This is a genomic window from Sediminibacterium sp. KACHI17 (assembly GCF_040362915.1).
Lineage (GTDB): Bacteria > Bacteroidota > Bacteroidia > Chitinophagales > Chitinophagaceae > Sediminibacterium.
On the sequence record NZ_AP029612.1, the window covers coordinates 694144 to 713485 of the forward strand.

Annotated in this window: 21 protein-coding genes; 7 read left to right on the forward strand and 14 right to left on the reverse strand. The window is 40.5% G+C overall.

Annotated elements, in window-relative coordinates; translation table 11 throughout:
* The first annotated feature begins 50 nt into the window (after positions 1 to 50).
* Positions 51 to 893 (forward strand): DUF2911 domain-containing protein, encoded by an 843-nt coding sequence (locus ABXG83_RS03005; RefSeq protein ID WP_353550011.1) that lies wholly within the window; start codon positions 51 to 53, stop codon positions 891 to 893.
* A 51-nt stretch (positions 894 to 944) separates the two neighbouring features.
* Here the strand turns inward: ABXG83_RS03005 and ABXG83_RS03010 are convergent, their stop codons facing one another.
* A complete protein-coding gene (locus ABXG83_RS03010) occupies positions 945 to 1334 on the reverse strand; it encodes a VOC family protein (RefSeq protein WP_353550012.1) in 390 nt (129 codons plus the stop codon).
* Positions 1335 to 1399: 65 nt separating this feature from the next.
* A complete protein-coding gene (locus tag ABXG83_RS03015; RefSeq protein ID WP_353550013.1) occupies positions 1400 to 2662 on the reverse strand; it encodes a pyridoxal phosphate-dependent aminotransferase family protein in 1263 nt (420 codons plus the stop codon).
* Positions 2663 to 2784: 122 nt separating this feature from the next.
* Between ABXG83_RS03015 and pafA the strand changes: the two genes are divergently transcribed.
* Positions 2785 to 4437 (forward strand): alkaline phosphatase PafA, encoded by a 1653-nt coding sequence (gene pafA / locus ABXG83_RS03020; protein ID WP_353550014.1) that lies wholly within the window; start codon positions 2785 to 2787, stop codon positions 4435 to 4437.
* A 99-nt stretch (positions 4438 to 4536) separates the two neighbouring features.
* Here the strand turns inward: pafA and ABXG83_RS03025 are convergent, their stop codons facing one another.
* The 9 genes from ABXG83_RS03025 to ABXG83_RS03065 form a co-directional block, all read right to left on the reverse strand.
* A complete protein-coding gene (locus tag ABXG83_RS03025; protein ID WP_353550015.1) occupies positions 4537 to 5775 on the reverse strand; it encodes a GAF domain-containing sensor histidine kinase in 1239 nt (412 codons plus the stop codon).
* 23 nt (positions 5776 to 5798) lie between these two features.
* Positions 5799 to 6119: an antibiotic biosynthesis monooxygenase gene (locus tag ABXG83_RS03030; protein ID WP_353550016.1), complete on the reverse strand. Its 321-nt coding sequence runs from the start codon at positions 6117 to 6119 to the stop codon at positions 5799 to 5801.
* A complete protein-coding gene (locus tag ABXG83_RS03035; RefSeq protein ID WP_353550017.1) occupies positions 6116 to 6475 on the reverse strand; it encodes a cupin domain-containing protein in 360 nt (119 codons plus the stop codon). Before ABXG83_RS03035 ends, ABXG83_RS03030 begins: the two co-directional genes overlap by 4 nt.
* Positions 6468 to 7070, reverse strand: coding sequence for a dephospho-CoA kinase (gene coaE / locus ABXG83_RS03040; RefSeq protein WP_353550018.1), 603 nt, complete (start codon positions 7068 to 7070; stop codon positions 6468 to 6470). Before coaE ends, ABXG83_RS03035 begins: the two co-directional genes overlap by 8 nt.
* A gap of 65 nt (positions 7071 to 7135) precedes the next feature.
* Positions 7136 to 7471: a preprotein translocase subunit YajC gene (yajC, locus tag ABXG83_RS03045; protein WP_353550019.1), complete on the reverse strand. Its 336-nt coding sequence runs from the start codon at positions 7469 to 7471 to the stop codon at positions 7136 to 7138.
* Between the two features lie 26 nt (positions 7472 to 7497).
* Complete coding sequence (locus ABXG83_RS03050; RefSeq protein ID WP_353550020.1) at positions 7498 to 7941, reverse strand: DUF1573 domain-containing protein; 444 nt, start codon at positions 7939 to 7941, stop codon at positions 7498 to 7500.
* Positions 7942 to 7948: 7 nt separating this feature from the next.
* The gene (gene nusB / locus ABXG83_RS03055; RefSeq protein WP_353550021.1) at positions 7949 to 8872 is read right to left on the reverse strand and encodes a transcription antitermination factor NusB; all 924 of its coding nucleotides are present in this window, start codon (positions 8870 to 8872) and stop codon (positions 7949 to 7951) included.
* 124 nt (positions 8873 to 8996) lie between these two features.
* Positions 8997 to 9464 (reverse strand): group 1 truncated hemoglobin, encoded by a 468-nt coding sequence (locus ABXG83_RS03060; protein WP_353550022.1) that lies wholly within the window; start codon positions 9462 to 9464, stop codon positions 8997 to 8999.
* Between the two features lie 35 nt (positions 9465 to 9499).
* On the reverse strand, positions 9500 to 9919 hold the full coding sequence (locus ABXG83_RS03065) for a hypothetical protein (protein ID WP_353550023.1): 420 nt from the start codon (positions 9917 to 9919) through the stop codon (positions 9500 to 9502).
* Positions 9920 to 10187: 268 nt separating this feature from the next.
* Between ABXG83_RS03065 and ABXG83_RS03070 the strand changes: the two genes are divergently transcribed.
* Together ABXG83_RS03070 and groL are read left to right on the forward strand one after the other, a co-directional pair.
* Positions 10188 to 10469 carry a co-chaperone GroES gene (locus ABXG83_RS03070; RefSeq protein WP_322196007.1) on the forward strand — a complete coding sequence of 94 codons (282 nt, stop codon included), beginning with the start codon at positions 10188 to 10190 and terminating at the stop codon, positions 10467 to 10469.
* 125 nt (positions 10470 to 10594) lie between these two features.
* The gene (groL, locus tag ABXG83_RS03075; protein ID WP_353550024.1) at positions 10595 to 12226 is read left to right on the forward strand and encodes a chaperonin GroEL; all 1632 of its coding nucleotides are present in this window, start codon (positions 10595 to 10597) and stop codon (positions 12224 to 12226) included.
* 60 nt (positions 12227 to 12286) lie between these two features.
* On the opposite strand, the gene ABXG83_RS03080 is transcribed toward groL, so the two are convergent.
* The 3 genes from ABXG83_RS03080 to ABXG83_RS03090 are packed head-to-tail and all read right to left on the reverse strand — an operon-like array spanning position 12287 to position 14586.
* On the reverse strand, positions 12287 to 12973 hold the full coding sequence (locus tag ABXG83_RS03080; RefSeq protein ID WP_353550025.1) for a lysoplasmalogenase family protein: 687 nt from the start codon (positions 12971 to 12973) through the stop codon (positions 12287 to 12289).
* A gap of 46 nt (positions 12974 to 13019) precedes the next feature.
* Positions 13020 to 13697: a lysoplasmalogenase gene (locus ABXG83_RS03085; RefSeq protein WP_353550026.1), complete on the reverse strand. Its 678-nt coding sequence runs from the start codon at positions 13695 to 13697 to the stop codon at positions 13020 to 13022.
* Positions 13698 to 13704: 7 nt separating this feature from the next.
* Positions 13705 to 14586: an SDR family oxidoreductase gene (locus ABXG83_RS03090; RefSeq protein WP_353550027.1), complete on the reverse strand. Its 882-nt coding sequence runs from the start codon at positions 14584 to 14586 to the stop codon at positions 13705 to 13707.
* A gap of 149 nt (positions 14587 to 14735) precedes the next feature.
* On the opposite strand from ABXG83_RS03090, the gene pfkA reads away from it, so the two are divergent.
* The 3 genes from pfkA to ABXG83_RS03105 all read left to right on the forward strand — a co-directional run bounded on the left by pfkA (position 14736) and on the right by ABXG83_RS03105 (position 19218).
* The gene (pfkA, locus tag ABXG83_RS03095) at positions 14736 to 15722 is read left to right on the forward strand and encodes a 6-phosphofructokinase (RefSeq protein ID WP_353550028.1); all 987 of its coding nucleotides are present in this window, start codon (positions 14736 to 14738) and stop codon (positions 15720 to 15722) included.
* Between the two features lie 59 nt (positions 15723 to 15781).
* Positions 15782 to 17272 (forward strand): pyruvate kinase, encoded by a 1491-nt coding sequence (gene pyk / locus ABXG83_RS03100; protein WP_353550029.1) that lies wholly within the window; start codon positions 15782 to 15784, stop codon positions 17270 to 17272.
* Between the two features lie 95 nt (positions 17273 to 17367).
* Positions 17368 to 19218 carry a CocE/NonD family hydrolase gene (locus ABXG83_RS03105; RefSeq protein ID WP_353550030.1) on the forward strand — a complete coding sequence of 617 codons (1851 nt, stop codon included), beginning with the start codon at positions 17368 to 17370 and terminating at the stop codon, positions 19216 to 19218.
* The last annotated feature ends 124 nt before the right edge of the window (positions 19219 to 19342 follow it).

Below are 19342 nucleotides of genomic sequence, written 5' to 3' on the forward strand. Positions count from 1 at the left end.
CGCGGTCGATGAAATTGCGGTAATTTCGCTATTCTAAAATCTGGAAACATATGAAAAAGTTTTTCTTCTTGGTTGCAACAATTTGCAGCTTGAATGGATTTGCACAAATCAACATGCCTCAGCCTAGTACTACACAGCATATTACGCAAGCATTTGGCATGGGTAGTATTGAGCTGACTTATTCACGTCCAAATATCAATGGTCGTTCTTTATTGAAAGAAAACAGCGACCTCGCTCCTCTCAATAAATTATGGCGCACAGGTGCCAATGCAGCAACTCGTCTGAAATTTACAGACAACGTTACCATTGGTGGCAAAAAATTAGATACCGGTTCTTATGTATTGTATACGATCCCGGGTAAAGACACTTGGGAAGTGATCTTGAATAAAGGTCTTAACAATTGGGGAACGGATGGTTATAAAGAAGCAGAAGATGTTGTTCGTTTTAAAGTAAAAGCGGATAAAGCAACCGGTAATACAGAAACATTTACCATGCAATTCGCAAACATCGCATTTGAAAGTTGCGACCTGAATATTATTTGGGGTGGCACTTCAGTAAGAATCCCGATCAGTACAAATGTAAAAGATCGCTTACGTGCTCAGGTAGAGAAAGCATTGAGTGCAGAAAAAGTAAATCCAAATGCGTATTACCCTGCTGCAAATTTTTATTATGAGTGGGATAAGGATATGACCAAAGCATTGAATGCTGCAACAAAAGCAACTGAAGTAAATCCAAATGGTTATTGGATCTTCTTACTGAAAGCAAAGATCCAGCGTGATATGGGAGATAAAGTTGGAGCTAAAGCAAGTGCTGAAAAATGTATTGAATTAGCTACTACCGGTAAGAATGATGAGTATGTGAAACTGGGAGCTGAGTTGATCAAAAAATTATAAACGGATATCATTCTGATACAAAAAAGCCGATGTCTATCAACATCGGCTTTTTTATATGGTGATCTCAATACGATTGTTTTCAGGATCCAGCACAACACTCTCATAATAACCATCTCCGGTTGTTCGCGGTGCGCCGACCACTTGAAATCCTGCTTCAGATAAACGACGGGTAAGTTCATCCACACTCTCCTTACTACCTGTTGAAAAAGCAAAATGATTCAGGCCAAAATATTGCGTACCTGTACCATTTAGATTTTCGGTAACCGAATGCATCTGCATCAGCTCTAATCTCGCACCCGATTCAAATGATAAAAAGTAGGAACGATATTGTTTCTTTTCATTGATATAAAGCTCATTGGAGACAGCGTTGAAATAACTGATATAAAAGGAACGCATGACCTCAAGATCTCGACACCATATTGCTACATGTTCAATTTTCATCTTTCAAAGATCAAAAAAAATGCCTTTCAAAAAGAAAGGCATTGTATGATTTACTTGTAATTCACTTAGGCTTTTGTTTCTGCCATATCAGGAATGGCTTCTGCTTTATAGGCACCTGCATCCAATTTCGCCTTGGTTTCACTGAATGCTTTTAATGTTTCCTCAATATCCTGATCGGTATGCGCCGCAGTTGGGATCAAACGATAAATGATATGACCTTTTGGAATCACCGGATACACTACGATGGAACAGAAAATATGATAATTCTCTCTTAGATCCATTACCATCGCTGTAGCTTCTTCTACGCCACCTTTCATATAAACAGGTGTTACAGGGGTATCTGTTTTACCAATATCAAATCCTCTTTCTTTCAAACCATTTTGCAGCTTCATGGCGTTGCTCCACAATTTTTCTTTTAATTCGGGCATGGTGCGCAACATCTCCAGACGCTTCAGATTACCAATTACAATCGGCATCGGTAAGCTTTTTGCGAAGATCTGAGAACGAATATTGTAACGGATAAAGTCGATGATGATCTTTGGTCCGGCCATAAAAGCTCCGATAGAAGCCATTGATTTTGCGAAAGTTGAAAAGTATAGATCAATGTCATCCTGACAACCCTGTTCTTCACCGGCACCTGCTCCGGTTTTTCCTAAAGTACCAAAACCGTGCGCATCATCCACTAATAAGCGGAATTCATATTTTTTCTTCAGTGCAGCGATCTCTTTTAATTTTCCTTGATCACCCGCCATACCGAATACACCTTCCGTGATAACAAGAATACCACCGGTCTTTTGTTTTTCGATCAATGCTGAAGCACGCTGTAATTGTTTTTCACAATCTTCAATATCATTATGCTTGAATACATAACGATGTCCGGGATGTAGACGTAAACCATCAATGATACACGCATGACTTTCTGCATCATATACGATCACATCATGACGACCACAGATGGCATCAATCGCACTCATGATACCCTGGTATCCGAAGTTCATCAAAATAGCATCTTCCTTAGACTCAAACTCAGCCAGTTCTTTTTCAAGTTGCTCATGGTAATTACTGTTACCACTCATCATACGCGCTCCCATCGGCAGTGCCAGACCAAATTGCTGTGAAGCTTCTGCATCCGTTTTACGGATCTCAGGGTGGTTGGCCAGTCCGAGATAATTATTCAGACTCCATACGATCATTTCCTTACCTCTAAACTTCATTCTGCTTCCGATCTCTCCTTCCAGTTTTGGAAAGGCGAAATATCCATGTGCACGCTCACGGTGCTGACCTATCGGTCCATAATTCTTAACCAGTTTCTCAAAGATGTCTGCCATATTATCAAATTATTACTTTGGTTCAAAATTGGCGCAAAACTAATCTTTTCGGCTTGAAGGGGCAAGCGCATTTATTCACCTTGTACTATCTTCACCCCTGCTTCACATCAAAGAAACTCAAAATGAAGAAGAATCTGCTCTGGGCATTATGCCTGAACCTCCTGATTTTACAGGCTTTTGCACAAAAGAATACAGCTGCCACAACTCCTCAACCAGTTGCAAGACCAAAACTGGTGGTAGGCCTTATGATAGACCAAATGCGATGGGATTATCTGTACCGTTACCAAAATCGTTACGGAAAAGGTGGGTTTAACCGTTTATTGACCCAGGGATTCAGCTGTCAAAATACCTTCATCCCCTATACCCCTACTGCTACGGGTTGTGGTCATGCTTCGGTTTATTCGGGCACTGTTCCGGCCATTCATGGCATCACCGGTAATGACTGGTGGGATGCCAAACTACAACGAAGAATGTATTGTGCCGAAGATAAAACGGTTGCTACAGTGGGTTCTGATAGTAAAGACGGCGAAATGAGCCCGAGAAACATGGTTGCTAATACTGTCACAGACGAATTAAAGCTTGCCACCAACTTTAGAAGTAAAGTGATTGGTATTTCGATCAAGGACAGAGGTGCAATTCTTCCTGCCGGACATACCGCCAACGCTGCCTATTGGTATGATGAGTCAAAAGGGATCTTCATCAGCAGTACCTATTACATGAAAGACCTTCCGCAATGGGTGAAAGATTTTAACGCCAGAAAATTACCTGATACTTATTACAAAGAAGGATGGAAAACATTATACCCGATCGATACATATGTTCAAAGTACCGGTGATGCAAAAGACTATGAACGTACTGAGATCGGCCCCAAAAACAGTTTTCCTTATGATATGAGCGGATATATTGGAAAAGATTACTACAAACTTCCCTTTCTGCCACAAGCCGCTACTTATACATTTGAAATGGCCAAAGCAGCTGCCATCCATGAGCAAATGGGAAAAAATAAAGAGACCGATTTTCTTGCTGTGAGTATTTCTTCACCTGATTATACCGGTCATAGTTTTGGGCCAAACTCGATTGAAGTGGAAGACACTTACCTGCGATTAGACAAGGACATTGAACAATTCCTCAATTTTCTCGATGCACAGGTAGGTAAAAACAACTATCTGCTCTTTTTAACTGCAGACCATGGTGCAGCACATGTACCCGGATTTCTGAAAGAAAATAATCATCCCGGTGGCTCGATTGCACTGAGTAATCTGGTGAAAAAAGTCAATGACCTGATACTACAAAAATTCAAAGTGAAGAATGGGATCATTCATTCAACTTATTACAACCTGGCATTGAATCATAAAGAAATAGATTCGTTAGGGATTGATAAGGATGCCATCAAATCACTGATCATTCGTGAGATGGAAAAAGAAGAAGGCATTTATCGTGTGGTTGATAAAGAAGAACTGGGTGAATCAAATGTGCAGGCTACGATTCGGGAAAGACTGATCAATGGTTATTTTCCTTATCGGAGCGGTGACTTGCAAGTCATCCCAAAACCGAATTGGTTCAAAGAAAATTGGAAAGGAACCGATCATAGTGTTTGGAATCCATACGATGCACATATTCCATTACTGTGGTATGGCTGGAATATTAAACCGGGCAAGAGTTATCAGGAAAGATACATGACAGATATCGCAGTAACATTGGCTGCCATGCTAAACATTCAAATGCCCAATGGATCTGTTGGAAAAGTTATCGAGGAAGTGATGATAAAAAAATGAAACTAAAAGATCCTGGTTTACCGGATCAGGAAATATAATATCTAAAAATGAGAAAGCCCGGATGATATGGCCGGGCTTTCTCATGAGTTATTGTCAACTTCAGATGCTGGCAGGCAATGTTAGTATAAAGCTCGTTCCTTTTCCTGGTTCGCTCTTCACTTCGATGGAAGCCTGCATTGCCTCTGCAAATTCCTTAGCGAGGATCAATCCCAACCCACTCCCCTTCTCATTATTGGTTCCTTCACGACTATGACGTTTGGCAGGATTAAAAAGTTCTTGCTGGATCTCTAGAGGCATACCACAACCTGTATCCGCTACAACGATCGATAAATACTCTTTATTTTCAGCAGGTACAAGACTGATGGTGATAGAACCATTGCTGGTAAACTTATTGGCATTACTGATGATATTCCGCAAGATGAAGCGCAAGGTATTTTCATCTGCTTTTACAGCAATATCTTCAGGCACCAGATTTTGAAACTGATTTTTTTTCAGTTGCATCATTGGCGCAATACTCTTGAATACTTTATCGATCAATGCGTATATCTGAACTGATGTTATCGACAACTTCCCTTTCCTCAGTAACATACTTCCCCAATCCACCAGGTTAGTTAACATATCTAAAGTACCATCCAATTGTTTATCGAGCATATCCAACAACAAAGCGGTCTCAGCTTCGGTCAAACTCTTGGACTTGGTTAGCTCGATCATGGTTTTGAGAGAAGTAACCGGTCCACGCACATCATGCGCAATGATAGAGATGATCTTACTTTGAGCCGATGAAGATTCTTCCAACTGCTTTTTTTGGTCTTCAATCAATTGGGCTTTTATCTGCGCTTCTTTGTTGCGAAGTCTCAATTCAAATAGCTTAACAACCTGATTCCCGAGTGTTTTCAGGGTGAGTTCCTGTTCCTCATTTAATGTTCGGGGAACTTTATCTATGACACACAAAGTACCCAATTTATAACCCGATGGACTTACCAAGGGGTAACCGGCATAAAAACGAATATTGGGGTCTCCTAATACCAGTGGATTATCAATGAATCGTTGATCTTCCAAAGCATCATTTACCACCATTATAGACTCATCTTGCATAATGGCATGACCACAAAAAGATGTACCACGGTCTCCTTCTGTATTATCGATACCGATTTTTGCTTTGAACCACTGTTTGTTGAAATCCAGTAAGGTGATAGTAGATATGGGAGTTTTGCAAATAGCCGAAGCTAATCGAACGATCTGATCAAAATCTTCTTCATACTGCGTATACAAAACTTCATAACGAATGAGTTCATGTAACCTTTCCTGTTCATTGTCAGGCATGGGGGCATAGATCATAGCTTAGGGATTAGGGGGAAGGATCAAGGATGTTCATATCCATAATCTCTCTCTACTTTGCAAATTCGGGTTTTATAGTGCTTGTACCAAATATCTCTGCCTTGTTGTTGCGCTACCATATGCTCAGCATTGGATTTCCAATGATGGATATCATCCAATGTCTCCCAGTATGAGATGGTGATCCCCAAACCATTACGAACAGACTCATATCCCAAACATCCTTTTTGTTGTAAAGCGAGCTCTGTCATACGATGCGCCATTTCCTCATACCCTTCAGTATGAGCGGATAACTCATTGGTGAAAATGACAGCATAATAAGGCGGCTGTGGTGTTTGCGCAATCATAATTTCTGTAAAGTATTTTTTGTAAACTCATTGATGACATTACCTGTATTCAAGGTAGAAGCCGGCTCAAACAACATTACCCAAACTTCCTCTGAAGCGTTGGGTCTGTGTTCTACTCCTTTGGGTACGATAAGGAAATCTCCTTCATTCAGTTCAACATTCCGATCGCGAAATTCCATTACAAAACTTCCTTTGACCACATAGAATAACTCATCTTCATGATCATGATGATGCCAGGTAAAAGGTCCTTTGAATTTAACGATCTTTACTTCTTGTCCATTCAAAGCCCCTACTACAGCAGGGTTCCAGTATCCGTCTACTTGAGCGAACTTTTCAATCACATTGACCTTATTCATTCTGCTGTTGTTTGGATTCAGTAATAAAATTTGCATGCAGTTGTAATACCTGCGGTATCAATAAATGCTGATCGTCATTGATGATCACAAAATCACAAAGACGCATTTTCACTTCCTCTTGTATTTGTCTTTTCATTCTGTTCATCACCTCTTCTCTACTCACGCCATCTCGATGCATCACACGATTGACCCGTATATGTTGTGGTGCGTATACACCAATGATATAATCCATTCCTTCTGCCGATCCTGATTCAAAAAACAAAGCCGCTTCTTTGATCGTGTACGGACTTGTTTGTCTGGCAGCCCATTCTTCACCCGCCTTAATAGTAGCTGGGTGAATGAGTGCATTCAATTTTTCTAATTGAGAAGGATCATTGAAGACGATTTCGGCAATGTATTTTCTATTGAGCAGACCGTGTCGATAAGCGTTTTCCCCGAATAAATCGATCACAGCTGCTTTCAGTTGTTCATCGGTTTGCATGATATTTTTGGCACAGGTATCTGCATCAAACACAGGAATACCCAGCACTTTAAAAATACTTGAGACGGTAGATTTGCCGCTCCCGATACCACCAGTAATGCCGATCTTAAGCATAAAAAAAGAAGGTTCGAAACATCTATCTGTTCCGAACCTTGAATTTAGTTGAATTTCAGTTGAAATTATTTTTTATCTGCAGCTTTGTTCAAAGCAGCACTCCATTCCATACTAACAGAAGACTTTTCGATCTTCAGATAGCTTCCGGGGTTTACCTCGAGTTGAATGGTGCCATCCTCGTTGATCTTATTGATCACACCATGGATACCTGCAATAGTGACGATCTTATCACCTTTCTGCATATTATCAACGAACTTTTTTTGCTCTTTTGCTTTTTTAGCTTGTGGACGAATCATGAATAACCAAAACACAAGGATGATGGCTCCCATCATCACCAACTGAACCATACCTCCGCCCTGCTGTCCATTTGCGGCAAGTAATACTGAATTAAGATAAAACATTGCTATTTATTTAAGTGATAAAAGAATTAGTTGACTTTAACCTCTTTTACATTTCCTGTAAAGATAAGGGTGTGTTCGTTTCCGTTAGAAGTATTCGTGTGTACAACCACATTTTTACGAACATTACCAGATGCCGAGCGATTGGTATCGAATTCCGCGGTTACTTCTCCGGTAGTTCCCGGAGCAACGGCCTCTTTGGTATAGTTAGGGACTGTACAACCACATCCGGCTCTTACATTCGTAATGAACAAAGGCTTTTTACCTGTATTCTTGAATTTGAACTGTAACCGGATCTTCTCCCCTTGCGTAATCGTTCCAAAATCGACGACGGAGTCAAGCCATTGAATGGTGGTAAAGTTGGCTGTATCTGCAAGATGTGAATTTGCCGGCGGGGTTGTGTTCTCCGGTCCGGCACAAGATATTAGGAACATCGTTGCAACAAAAAAGAACAGACATGAAACAGTTTTCATCTTGATCTTATTTCTTGTAATTGATTTTTTGGATCTTACCGGCATCTGTCAACTCTTTATGAATATTATCCAGAATACCATTCACAAATTGTCCGCTCTGTTGCGTACTGTATTCTTTGGCCAGATCAATGTATTCATTGATAGTGACTTTGGTAGGAATGGTTTCAAAATACAATAATTCACAAACTCCCATTCTCATTAAGATCATATCGAGTTGTGCAATCCTTTCTGCGTCCCAATTCTTCAGCTTGGGTTTAATAAGGTCTGTAGCGATCTCTTTTTTCTCAATGCTGGTAAGTAACAGAGACTTGGCGAACTGCCATTTTTCCTGACTTACCATCTCTTGCATATTGTAGCTGGATGGTTTCTGAAAATAATTGAGAATCAGTTGTTCCATCATTTCAGCATCATCATCCCAGTTATTGAAATGTTCTTCAACATGACTGATAAAAGATTCATTCGGAAGCATGAGATGGGTGAAAATGATCTTAATGATTTCCTTCTCTTTTGCTTTTTCACGAGCCGGAACACTGATGTATTCCTGGTATTGTGTTAATGCGGTTAATTCAGTGTAAGTTTTGCGAACCAGATCCTGATCGATCAATTTCGATGGTGTATGGGTTTCTACAGCTTTTTGAAAAGTGGCACTCTCCAGGATTGTCCATAACAACTCATTCCCTGCAATCTTAGTATTGATATTCAGATCAGCTGTAGTGGGTAAATTTTTGGAAGCTCCCTTTACCGCATGGGTTTCAGCATAACGCGCTACTTCAGTAATAAAATATAGCAGGTAAACAAACAGAGCTGTTGTTTGATCGAATTGCTTTTTGAGTTCGATCTCTGGTTTTTGTCTTGTTACACTCGTCTCGGCAGCTTCCATCATATAAAGTAGCTGCATCACTTTCACACGGATATTTCTTCTACTGATCATCTGGTAAGAACTTGTTTGGAAGCGGCAAAGGTATTGATTAATAAGACCCGTTCAAAATGAAAAACCCATCCGAGAACGGACGGGTCTAACCTTGATACAACCTATGATGAATAACCCTTTCGGATTATGGCTCAACGATATCAGCCCTCATTGGTAATAAAACACCACCAATTGTGTTGATATCAGCATCGCTTACATTGTTCTTCTTCAATGCCGCCACCAGATCATTCACTAGGGCATTGAAGTGTACATCTTTAATACCTAATCCAACGTGTGCCGCCTTCATAGATAAACCAGTGTACTTTTCAGGTCCGCCAACGGCTTGACCAATTTGGTTCACCAGATTCATTTTAAGGTCATCTACACGCTCCTGAGACCTGGCAGTATTGGCAAAAAAGCCATTGATCACATTATCAGCAACCACAATACCGATAAAATCATCTACTACTTTTTTAATACCTGCATTACTGCCTAATCTTTTGTACAGTTCACTTCCGGTATTAGCCGGAGGTGCATCATCTTTTTTACATGCAGTGAACAGCATGGCTGCACAGAGTGCAAGGGCCGACATACGTACGAGGCTCTTTTTCATTGCTATTTGATTTAATTGGTTAAAGATTTGAAAGACTATTTGCGCACATTGAGCGCATAGGTGATTTTTCGAAATGCATTCAGATTGACCGGACATTCAGCTCGGTTGTTCAACGGAGCCCTTTCTTGTATCGAAGGATTGAATGCAGCCATGGTTTTGATCATACTGCTTCTATCGGTCTCCCTGGGATCAATTGTGATACAGAGGGTATTACTATATCTGCTGATAACAGTAGAATATACGCCCTCTTTACGCATAAGGAACTGGTCAACCATCGCAGAATCCTTTTCCGTAAAGGTTTCAGGCAAAGTCATAACAACGATTTGGGTTGGATTTTCCATGTAAACCCTCTCTCCCAGACTTGGTTTATTCCAGTTGGCATAAATAAAAAGTGTGGCAAAAAGGACCAGACAGGTCATCATGAAGGCTTTGGCAATTTTCTTGATCAGTTTCATAATCTGACGGTTTGATGACATTTACGGTAACCGGAAAGGATTGGATTGCGTCCTGGGGGTCTTTTTTTAAAATAAATGCCGGGAATGAAAATTTGACACTGCTAACCAGAAACTTAGTGCATCTTTGCCGCCCGTTCTGACAGATAAAGGGCTTGCTGGACTGAAAAACAAGCTAAAACTGAAATTTTGACCTGTTATCATCCCATGGCATAATTCTCGATGAGTGGGAAAAAGATTTTAAACCTCATAAATTAAAAACCAATAACGTATGGCTAAGAAACTCAACGTTACTCCTCTGCATGACAGAGTAATTGTTAAGCCGGCCGCTGCTGAAGAAAAAACTGCCGGCGGAATTATTATCCCTGACACCGCAAAAGAAAAACCTCAACGTGGAACCATCGTTGCTGCCGGAAATGGTAAAAAAGATGAGCCTATGACCGTTAAAGTAGGTGATACGGTATTGTATGGTAAATATGCAGGAACTGAGATCCAGATCGAAGGTCAGGACCTGTTGATCATGCGCGAAAGCGACTTGTTGGCAATTGTTTAATTTGAAAAATCGTCTGTGATCCTACAGACAGGACGGCTTGATCTGTATGAATATTCAAGTCACACAAGAGTTGTCCCTCAAATTTTTCAAATGACCAAATTTTCAAATTTTCAAATTCCAAAAACATGGCAAAACAAATATTCTTCGATATCGAAGCAAGAAATAAAATGAAAAAGGGTGTTGATACCCTGGCGAATGCAGTAAAAGTTACCCTCGGACCTAAAGGTCGTAACGTGGTAATCGAGAAAAAATTCGGTGCTCCATCTGTAACCAAAGATGGTGTTACTGTAGCAAAAGAAATTGAATTGGAAGATGCGATCGAGAACATGGGCGCACAGATGGTGAAAGAAGTAGCTTCTAAAACCGCTGATATTGCTGGTGATGGTACTACTACTGCAACTGTTTTGGCTCAGGCGATCATCGGTGAAGGTTTGAAGAACGTTGCTGCTGGTGCTAATCCAATGGACCTGAAGCGCGGAATCGATAAAGCTGTAGCTAAGGTTGTTGATAACCTGAAAGCACAATCACAAGCTGTTGGTAACGATACCAAGAAAATCGAGCAAGTAGCTACTATTTCTGCAAACAGCGATAGTGAAATCGGTAAGTTAATCGCTACTGCTATGGCTAAAGTTGGTAAAGAAGGTGTGATCACTGTAGAAGAAGCAAAAGGTACTGATACTACTGTAGATGTAGTAGAAGGTATGCAGTTCGATCGTGGATACATCTCTCCATACTTCGTAACCAATAGCGAGAAAATGGAAGCTGAATTACAGAATCCATACATCCTGATCTACGATAAGAAGATCAGCGCTATGAAAGATATCCTCCACATTCTGGAGAAAGTTGCTCAAAGTGGACGTCCACTGTTGATCATTGCTGAAGACCTTGAAGGTGAAGCATTGGCAACATTGGTAGTGAATAAATTACGTGGTACGCTGAAAGTAGCTGCTGTTAAAGCTCCTGGTTTCGGCGATCGCAGAAAAGAAATGTTGACTGATATCGCTATCCTCACTGCAGGTACTGTAGTAAGTGAAGAGCAAGGTTTCAAACTGGAGAATGCTGACATCTCTTATTTAGGTCAGGCTGCTTCAGTAACGATCGACAAAGACAATACTACCATCGTTGGCGGTAAAGGTAAAAAAGCTGATATCGTTGCACGTGTAAATCAGATCAAAGCTCAGATCGAGAATACAACTTCTGATTACGATCGTGAAAAATTACAAGAGCGTTTGGCCAAACTGAGTGGTGGTGTTGCCGTACTGTACGTAGGTGCTGCTACTGAAGTTGAAATGAAAGAAAAGAAAGATCGTGTAGATGATGCACTGCATGCAACTCGCGCTGCTGTTGAAGAAGGTATTGTTCCAGGTGGTGGTGTTGCGTATATCCGTTCTGTAGAAGCACTGGAGAAACTGAAAGGTGCAAATGAAGATGAGCAAACAGGTATCCAGATCGTAAAAAGAGCGATCGAAGAGCCGCTGCGTCAGATCGTTGCTAACAGTGGTATCGAAGGTTCTATCGTGGTTCAGAAGATCAAAGAAGGTAAGGCTGATTTCGGTTTCAATGCTCGTACAGAAGTATTCGAAAACTTACTAAAAGCTGGTGTTATCGATCCTACTAAAGTTAGCCGTGTTGCATTAGAAAATGCAGCTTCTATCGCCGCTATGCTGTTGACCACTGAATGTGTGATCGCAGATAAGCCAAAGCCTGAAGCGCCGCATACACATGCTGCACCTGACATGGGTGGTATGGGTTACTAATCAAAACATCGCTAAAAGCGAAATAATAATAATCCCCGTTCGGTTGCGAGCGGGGATTTTTTATGACCGTACATCTTTACTTACCAATGCTACTCCCCTTACAAGTAAATATTGTGCAGTGCCATAAGTGAGCATGACTGCGATATAAAGATTATGGTATAAAAAATGAAAGCGATTCAATACCAAAATGGTGTTTGATACAATAAACACAAGAATCCCAATAAAGAAATACCATCCTGTTTTATGCAATTGCGGGTGCTGTGTTGTATTCATCGCCAAAGCAGCAGTAATCGCTACAAAAAACATATAAACCAGAACAGGCAGTTGAAACTGCTTTAACTTATCTCCCAAAAATCCATACACAAAATATCCGATCACCGCGAGGATAAGCAGCACCATTAAGGGTTTGAACAATTGATCAAGCCGAATCTTATACAACTGCAAAAAGAAGATACACAAGAAAAAGAGGTTAACGATATAGGATATCATTCCCGGCAAAAAAAGAAGATCATTAATGATCACCAGTAACATGTCTCCGATAAAGGCAAATACGATCGCAACCAGATAAAAGAAATTGATACCTGCCAATGCATCTTCTTTTTTTCTGGTGAACAGATATACCAGTAACGTGGGTATTAAGAGTAGTTTACTGATGCCTACGAATGGTAAATGGAAAAAATGAAACAAACAGTGAACAATTAATATCATCCAGAATAAATAAAGAATGTTGCGGCGTATCCATTCCATATACCGTGGTTAAGGAGTTACAGCAATCTAAATCATTCCGGTGAAACTATTCGGAGAACTCAGCAGTTTTTTGAAAACCTCTTGTAATGAAGAATTGCGCCAATCCATATGTCAACATGACTAATACCTCCAGTACAATATGCTGTACCCTGAACATATTAATGGCCAGTAATGCATCACTCACAACAAATAAAAGTGCTCCCGGTATAAATGTGTAGAGTGTTAGCGTCTGTATCTTGGAGTTGGTTCGGGTATGAATGGCTAAAGCAGCCATCAGACTGATAAAGACCATATAAAAAAGAACCGGAATCAGGTAGCTGCCCAAATAGTCTTTGAGGTAAAAGAATACCAATAAACTAAACGCCAATAATGCCAGCAGTGGAAAGATAAAATAGGATCGGTCTTTAGGTGTCACCTGTTTGATCTTTAAAAAAGTAAAGCTATAGCTGACATGGGTCATGACAAATGCGATCATACCTGAGAGAAAAAATGCAGGTTCATCCCCCAACAATAATATGTCTCCGATCCAGGAAAACAGCAATGCGATCAATGGAAGATATCCCAATAAACGTAAGGATCGGTTGATCAATAAATGGATCATCAGTAAGGGTACCAATACGACTTTTGTTACTGTACGTATCTGAGTCATTTCTACCTGTATACTCAAACAATGCATTAGCAGTATCAGGAGGAATATGACCAATAATATTTTTCTCTTACTCATGTTTCTTCTATTTAAAACTCAGTCTGACCGCTTCTTCAAAACTATGTGGTGCATAGTTCAATTCACGGATGGCTTTATCAATACGAAGTCCTGATCGCTTAGCTCTGATAACAGGTTCGGGAAAAGTTTCAGAGGTTACAGGTTCAATCAGATGCGCATCCAAATCTAACACCTTTGCCACAGTTATAGCCATATCATACGGAGATAAAATATCTTTTCCGGCGATATGATAAATCCCCGCCTTCTTGAAAATCAAGATTGTTGCGATGCCTTCACAAAGATCATATACATATGTCGGTGTTCTTTGCTGATCAGTAACCACTTTGATCTTCTCGTTCTTAGATAGCTTTTCTTGCACCCATTGAATAAAAGAAGGTCGGATCTGATGAAGCGCAGGACCATAAATAAAAACAGGTCGAACAATGGTGGTCGTTAACTCGGTCTGGAGTACTAATTTTTCAGCTTGCAATTTACTTTCACCATAAAAGTTCAATGGCGAAGGAATATCATCTTCGTGATGCGGTCCACCATCTCCAAAGATGAAATCGGTCGAGAGATGAATAAAATGTACCGGGAAATGACGGCTGGCTTCTAATAGATAGCGCGTTACTTCCACATTATTAAGCAGGCATTCTTTGCGATGACGATCACAAATATCCGGTTTGCTCATCGCGGCTGTATGAATCACCACATCGGGGGCAACATGTTCAAATATTTTCAAAAGAGAACGAACACTTGTTAGTTCAATGGAGTAATAATTCAATCGTTCCATGATCGGGAGTCGTCTTTCTCCCCTCCCAAGGGCATATACCTCAAACCCTTTATTGATAAGGGTTAAACAAAGATGCATCCCAGTAAATCCATTGGCGCCGGTAATGAGGATTTTCATGTGACAAGTTTACTAAAATGTAATTAGATATCGGGATGGACAATTAGCCTCAAATGCTTATTTTTGAAACTCCGTGTAATTGATACACAATCTATATGTATTTGTATGTCAATCACATCTAACGCTAAACGTTGAACTGCTGAAACAAAATGGCTGAAAAAAAAGTAACTAAGATTGGTGTTCTTACTTCCGGGGGTGACTCGCCGGGTATGAATGCTGCAGTAAGAGCTGTTGTAAGAACGGGTATCTATCATGGCATGGAAGTGTATGGCATCATGAGAGGCTATAGCGGCATGATCGAAGATGATATTTTCCAAATGGATTCCAGATCCGTTGCCAATATCATACAACGCGGAGGAACCATACTCAAAACTGCGAGAAGTAAAGAATTTTTTGAAAAAGAAGGCCGTCAAAAAGCCTATGAGAATCTGAAAAAAAGAGGGATCAATGGTTTGGTCATCATCGGTGGAGATGGATCTTTCAGAGGTGCACAGAAGTTCAGCAATGAATTCGACATCCCTTGTATCGGTCTGCCGGGCACCATTGATAAAGATATAGCCGGAAGTGATTTTACGATCGGATTTGATACCGCAGTCAATACGGCTGTTGAAGCCATCGATAAAATCCGCGATACTGCAGATGCGCATGACCGTTTATTCATTGTAGAAGTGATGGGTAGAGATGCCGGTTATATCGCATTGCACAGTGGTATTGCAACCGGTGCAGAAAACATCCTCATCCCTGAAACAAAGACCGATATCGAAGAACTGATCGCATCTTTATCAGAAAAAGAAAAAAGAAAGAAACTAGTAAATCTCATCGTTGTTGCGGAGGGTGATGATTTTGGCGGTGGGAATGAAGTAGCTACCATCATCAAACAAAGACTACCCAATGCAGATACGAGAGTATGTATCCTGGGACATATTCAACGTGGGGGCTCTCCTACCTGTTTAGACAGACTCATCGCCAGTAGAATGGGTTATCATGCGGTTGAAAGCCTGATGATCGGCCGATTCAATGTGATGGTAGGTATTCTCAATAACAAAATGAACTATATACCACTCGACAACGCAATTAAAGCAAAGCAAAAAATATCCGAAGATTGGTTGAAGATCGTGAAGATCCTTGCCAGTTAACAAGTGACCCTAAACTTGCGGATGTGTACAGATCTTAAACTCAAAACACACTCAAACAGATGTCAAAGAATCTCGAAAAGTACCTCCACAAAAACATGGACAAAGAAGCCGGTCTCGCCCACGTGAACCACAAGACCAAGATCGTGGCAACGGTTGGTCCGGCATGCGACAGCTATGAACAATTACTGGAGCTGGTAAAAGCCGGTGTCAATGTTTTTCGTCTCAATTTCTCTCATGGTAGTCATGAAGACAAACAAAGGATCATTGAACACATTCGAAATATCAATAAAACCCAACCTTACAATATCTCCATCTTAGGTGATCTGCAAGGCCCAAAATTGCGTGTGGGTGAGATCGAGAACAATGCACTCGAAGTAAAAGTGGGTGATATACTCACATTCACGAATGAAAAATGTATTGGCACCCTTGAAAAGATCTATGTTTCTTATCCAAACCTGGCAGGTGATGTTACCATCGGCAATATCATTTTGATCGATGATGGTAAATTGGAAGTTAAGGTTGTAAATATTGAAAAGAACGGTGATGTAAAAGTAGTAGTGACCTTAGGCGGTATTCTTTCTTCTAAAAAAGGAATCAACTTACCCGACACTAAAATTTCTCTTCCCGCACTCACTGAAAAAGACCTGATCGATCTGGATTTCATTATTGAACAAGAGCTTGACTGGGTAGCATTGAGTTTTGTACGCAGTGTGAAAGATATTGTCATCCTAAGAAGTAAACTGACCGAGAAAAAAAGCAAAACCAAGATCATCGCTAAGATTGAAAAACCGGAAGCGCTGGTCAATATTCGAGATATCATCATCGAGAGCGATGGTATCATGGTGGCGCGTGGAGATCTGGGTGTTGAACTTCCAGTTGAACAAATTCCTTTGATTCAAAAAGAACTGATCCGCAAATGTATTCACCGTGCAAAGCCTGTGATCGTTGCAACACAGATGATGGAGAGCATGATCGACAGAGTGAAACCCAACAGAAGCGAGATCACGGATGTTGCCAATGCAGTATTAGAAGGCGCTGATGCCGTAATGCTCAGTGGTGAAACAGCAGCCGGTAATCATCCGGCATTGGTCGTGGAAACCATGCGTAAGATCATTCTGGAAGTAGAGAAAAAAGAATACCGATACAATCGCTCAGAAGATCTGAAACCTCAACCACATTCTCCATCATTCCACAGTGATGCGATTTGTTATAATGCGTGTAAAATATCTGAAGATGTATCTGCCAATGCATTGGTTGGTATGACTCAGAGTGGTTATACAGCTTTTATGTTGAGTAGTTATCGCCCTTCTTCCCCACTCTATATTTTCACCAAAGAAAAATCATTGGTGAATCAATTGAGTTTGAGCTGGGGCGTTCGTGCGTTTTATTATGCAGAAGAAGACAGTTTAGATGATATCATTTTTGATCAGATCAATATTCTGAAAGAGAGAGGCTTTTTAAAGACAGGTGATGTGGTGGTTAATACGGGAAGTACTCCTGTTGAGCAGCACCTTCCAACGAATATCATCAAGCTGACCAAAGTGATCTAAACCTTATATACAGGTCATCATATTTTACCATCAAAAGATTCCTCAACGGGAATCTTTTTTTATATTGTACATCCTAATCATTCATACCTGCTGCCATGAAGAAAATTGTCATTCTCCTGTTATTAACGCTTCCCTTTGTAGGGCTCACGCAAGGAACTGATTCAGCCTGGATCGTAAATAATTATACTAAAAAAGAAGTCTATATCCCGATGAGGGATGGTGTTAAGCTTTTCACCAGTATCTATTTACCAAAAAATGTATCAGAAAAACATCCGATCCTTCTAACCAGAACTCCGTATTCCTGTGCGCCTTATGGTGAAGATAAATTCGCAGCCTTTTGGAGTAGTCCAAGAAGCTATTTCATGAAAGAGCACTACATCTATGTACAACAGGATGTACGAGGAAGATGGATGAGTGAAGGAGTATTTGAAGATGTTCGTCCATACAATCCGAATAAAAAAGGCACAGAGACAGATGAAGCCAGTGATACTTATGACACCATTGATTGGTTGGTAAAAAATCTGACCAACAATAATGGAAATGTGGGTGTGTTTGGAATCTCCTATCCCGGTTTTTATTCCACGATGGCAGCACTGAGCAATCATCCAGCCCTTAAGGCAGTAAGTCCGCAAGCACCGGTTACAGAATGGTTTTTGGGTGATGACTTTCATCACAATGGTGCCTTTATGTTAATGGATGGCTTTGCCTTCTATTCAGGTTTTGGTAAGCCCAGACCCAAACCCACTACGATCGGACCTAAGGGATTTGATTTTCCAACCAAAGACAATTATGAATTTTATTTGAGAACAGGAGCACTCACCAATTTCACGAAATTAATGGGTGATAGTATCAAATTCTGGAAAGACCTGATGAGTCATCCAAATTATGATGCATGGTGGAAGGCCCGAGATGCACGTGCGAATGTGCAATTCATTTCACAGGATATCCCAACATTGGTTGTAGGCGGTTTATACGACGCAGAAGATTGTTATGGGGCATGGAATCTTTATAAGGCCATTGAAAAGAAAACAAAGAACAATAATAAGATCGTGATGGGGCCATGGTATCATGGACAATGGGCCAGAACGGATGGTTCATTTTTAGGAAATGTACAATGGGGAAGTAATACAAGTGAATGGTATGGAAAAAATGTGGAACTGCCTTTCTTCAACTATTATCTGAAACAGAAAGGGAATATTGATCAGTTACAAGAAGCCACCATCTTTTTCTCAGGCTCTAATGAATGGAAGCAGTTACCTAAATGGCCTCTTGATCAGGTATCCTATGAAAGTTATGCATTACGGAAAGGAGGATATTTATCCAAAGCAGTTCCACTCATTGCGCCACTAAGCAGCTGGCAAGAGTATACCAGTGACCCTGCCAAACCTGTTCCGTATACAGAAGATGTGCATTTTGGAAGAACCAGAGAATACATGACCGATGATCAACGTTTTGCGGCAAGAAGACCGGATGTTTTGGTATTTCAAACTGAACCACTGGAAAATGATCTCACATTGGCAGGACCAATAACAGCAGATCTGATGGTTGCTATCTCCGGAACAGATGCTGATTTTGTCGTGAAACTGATCGATGTATTTCCGGATGATTTCAAATATGAGAAAGAGAACGGTTATGTCATGAATGGTTATCAAATGCTGGTTCGCGGTGAAGTGATGCGTGGTAAATTCAGAAACAGTTTTGAAAAACCAGAGCCATTCGTTCCCAATAAACCAACACGTGTAAAATATGAATTACCGGATGTGGCACATACATTCAAAAAAGGCCATCGTCTCATGATACAGGTACAAAGCAGTTGGTTTCCATTGGTTGATAGAAATCCACAACAATTCATGGATATTTATCAGGCCAAAGACAGTGACTTTAAAAAGGCCACCATTCGGATCTATCACAATGATTCGAAGATCGTGCTGCCGGTTTTAAAATAATATTATCAACCCATTATTCATCCGAAAAAGAACCGAAAATTGCAAAAACAGGCTATATAATCAGCCTATAACTAAATAATAACGCTAAAAATATGCAGGTTTTTGCGTTTTTAGAAATATCGGT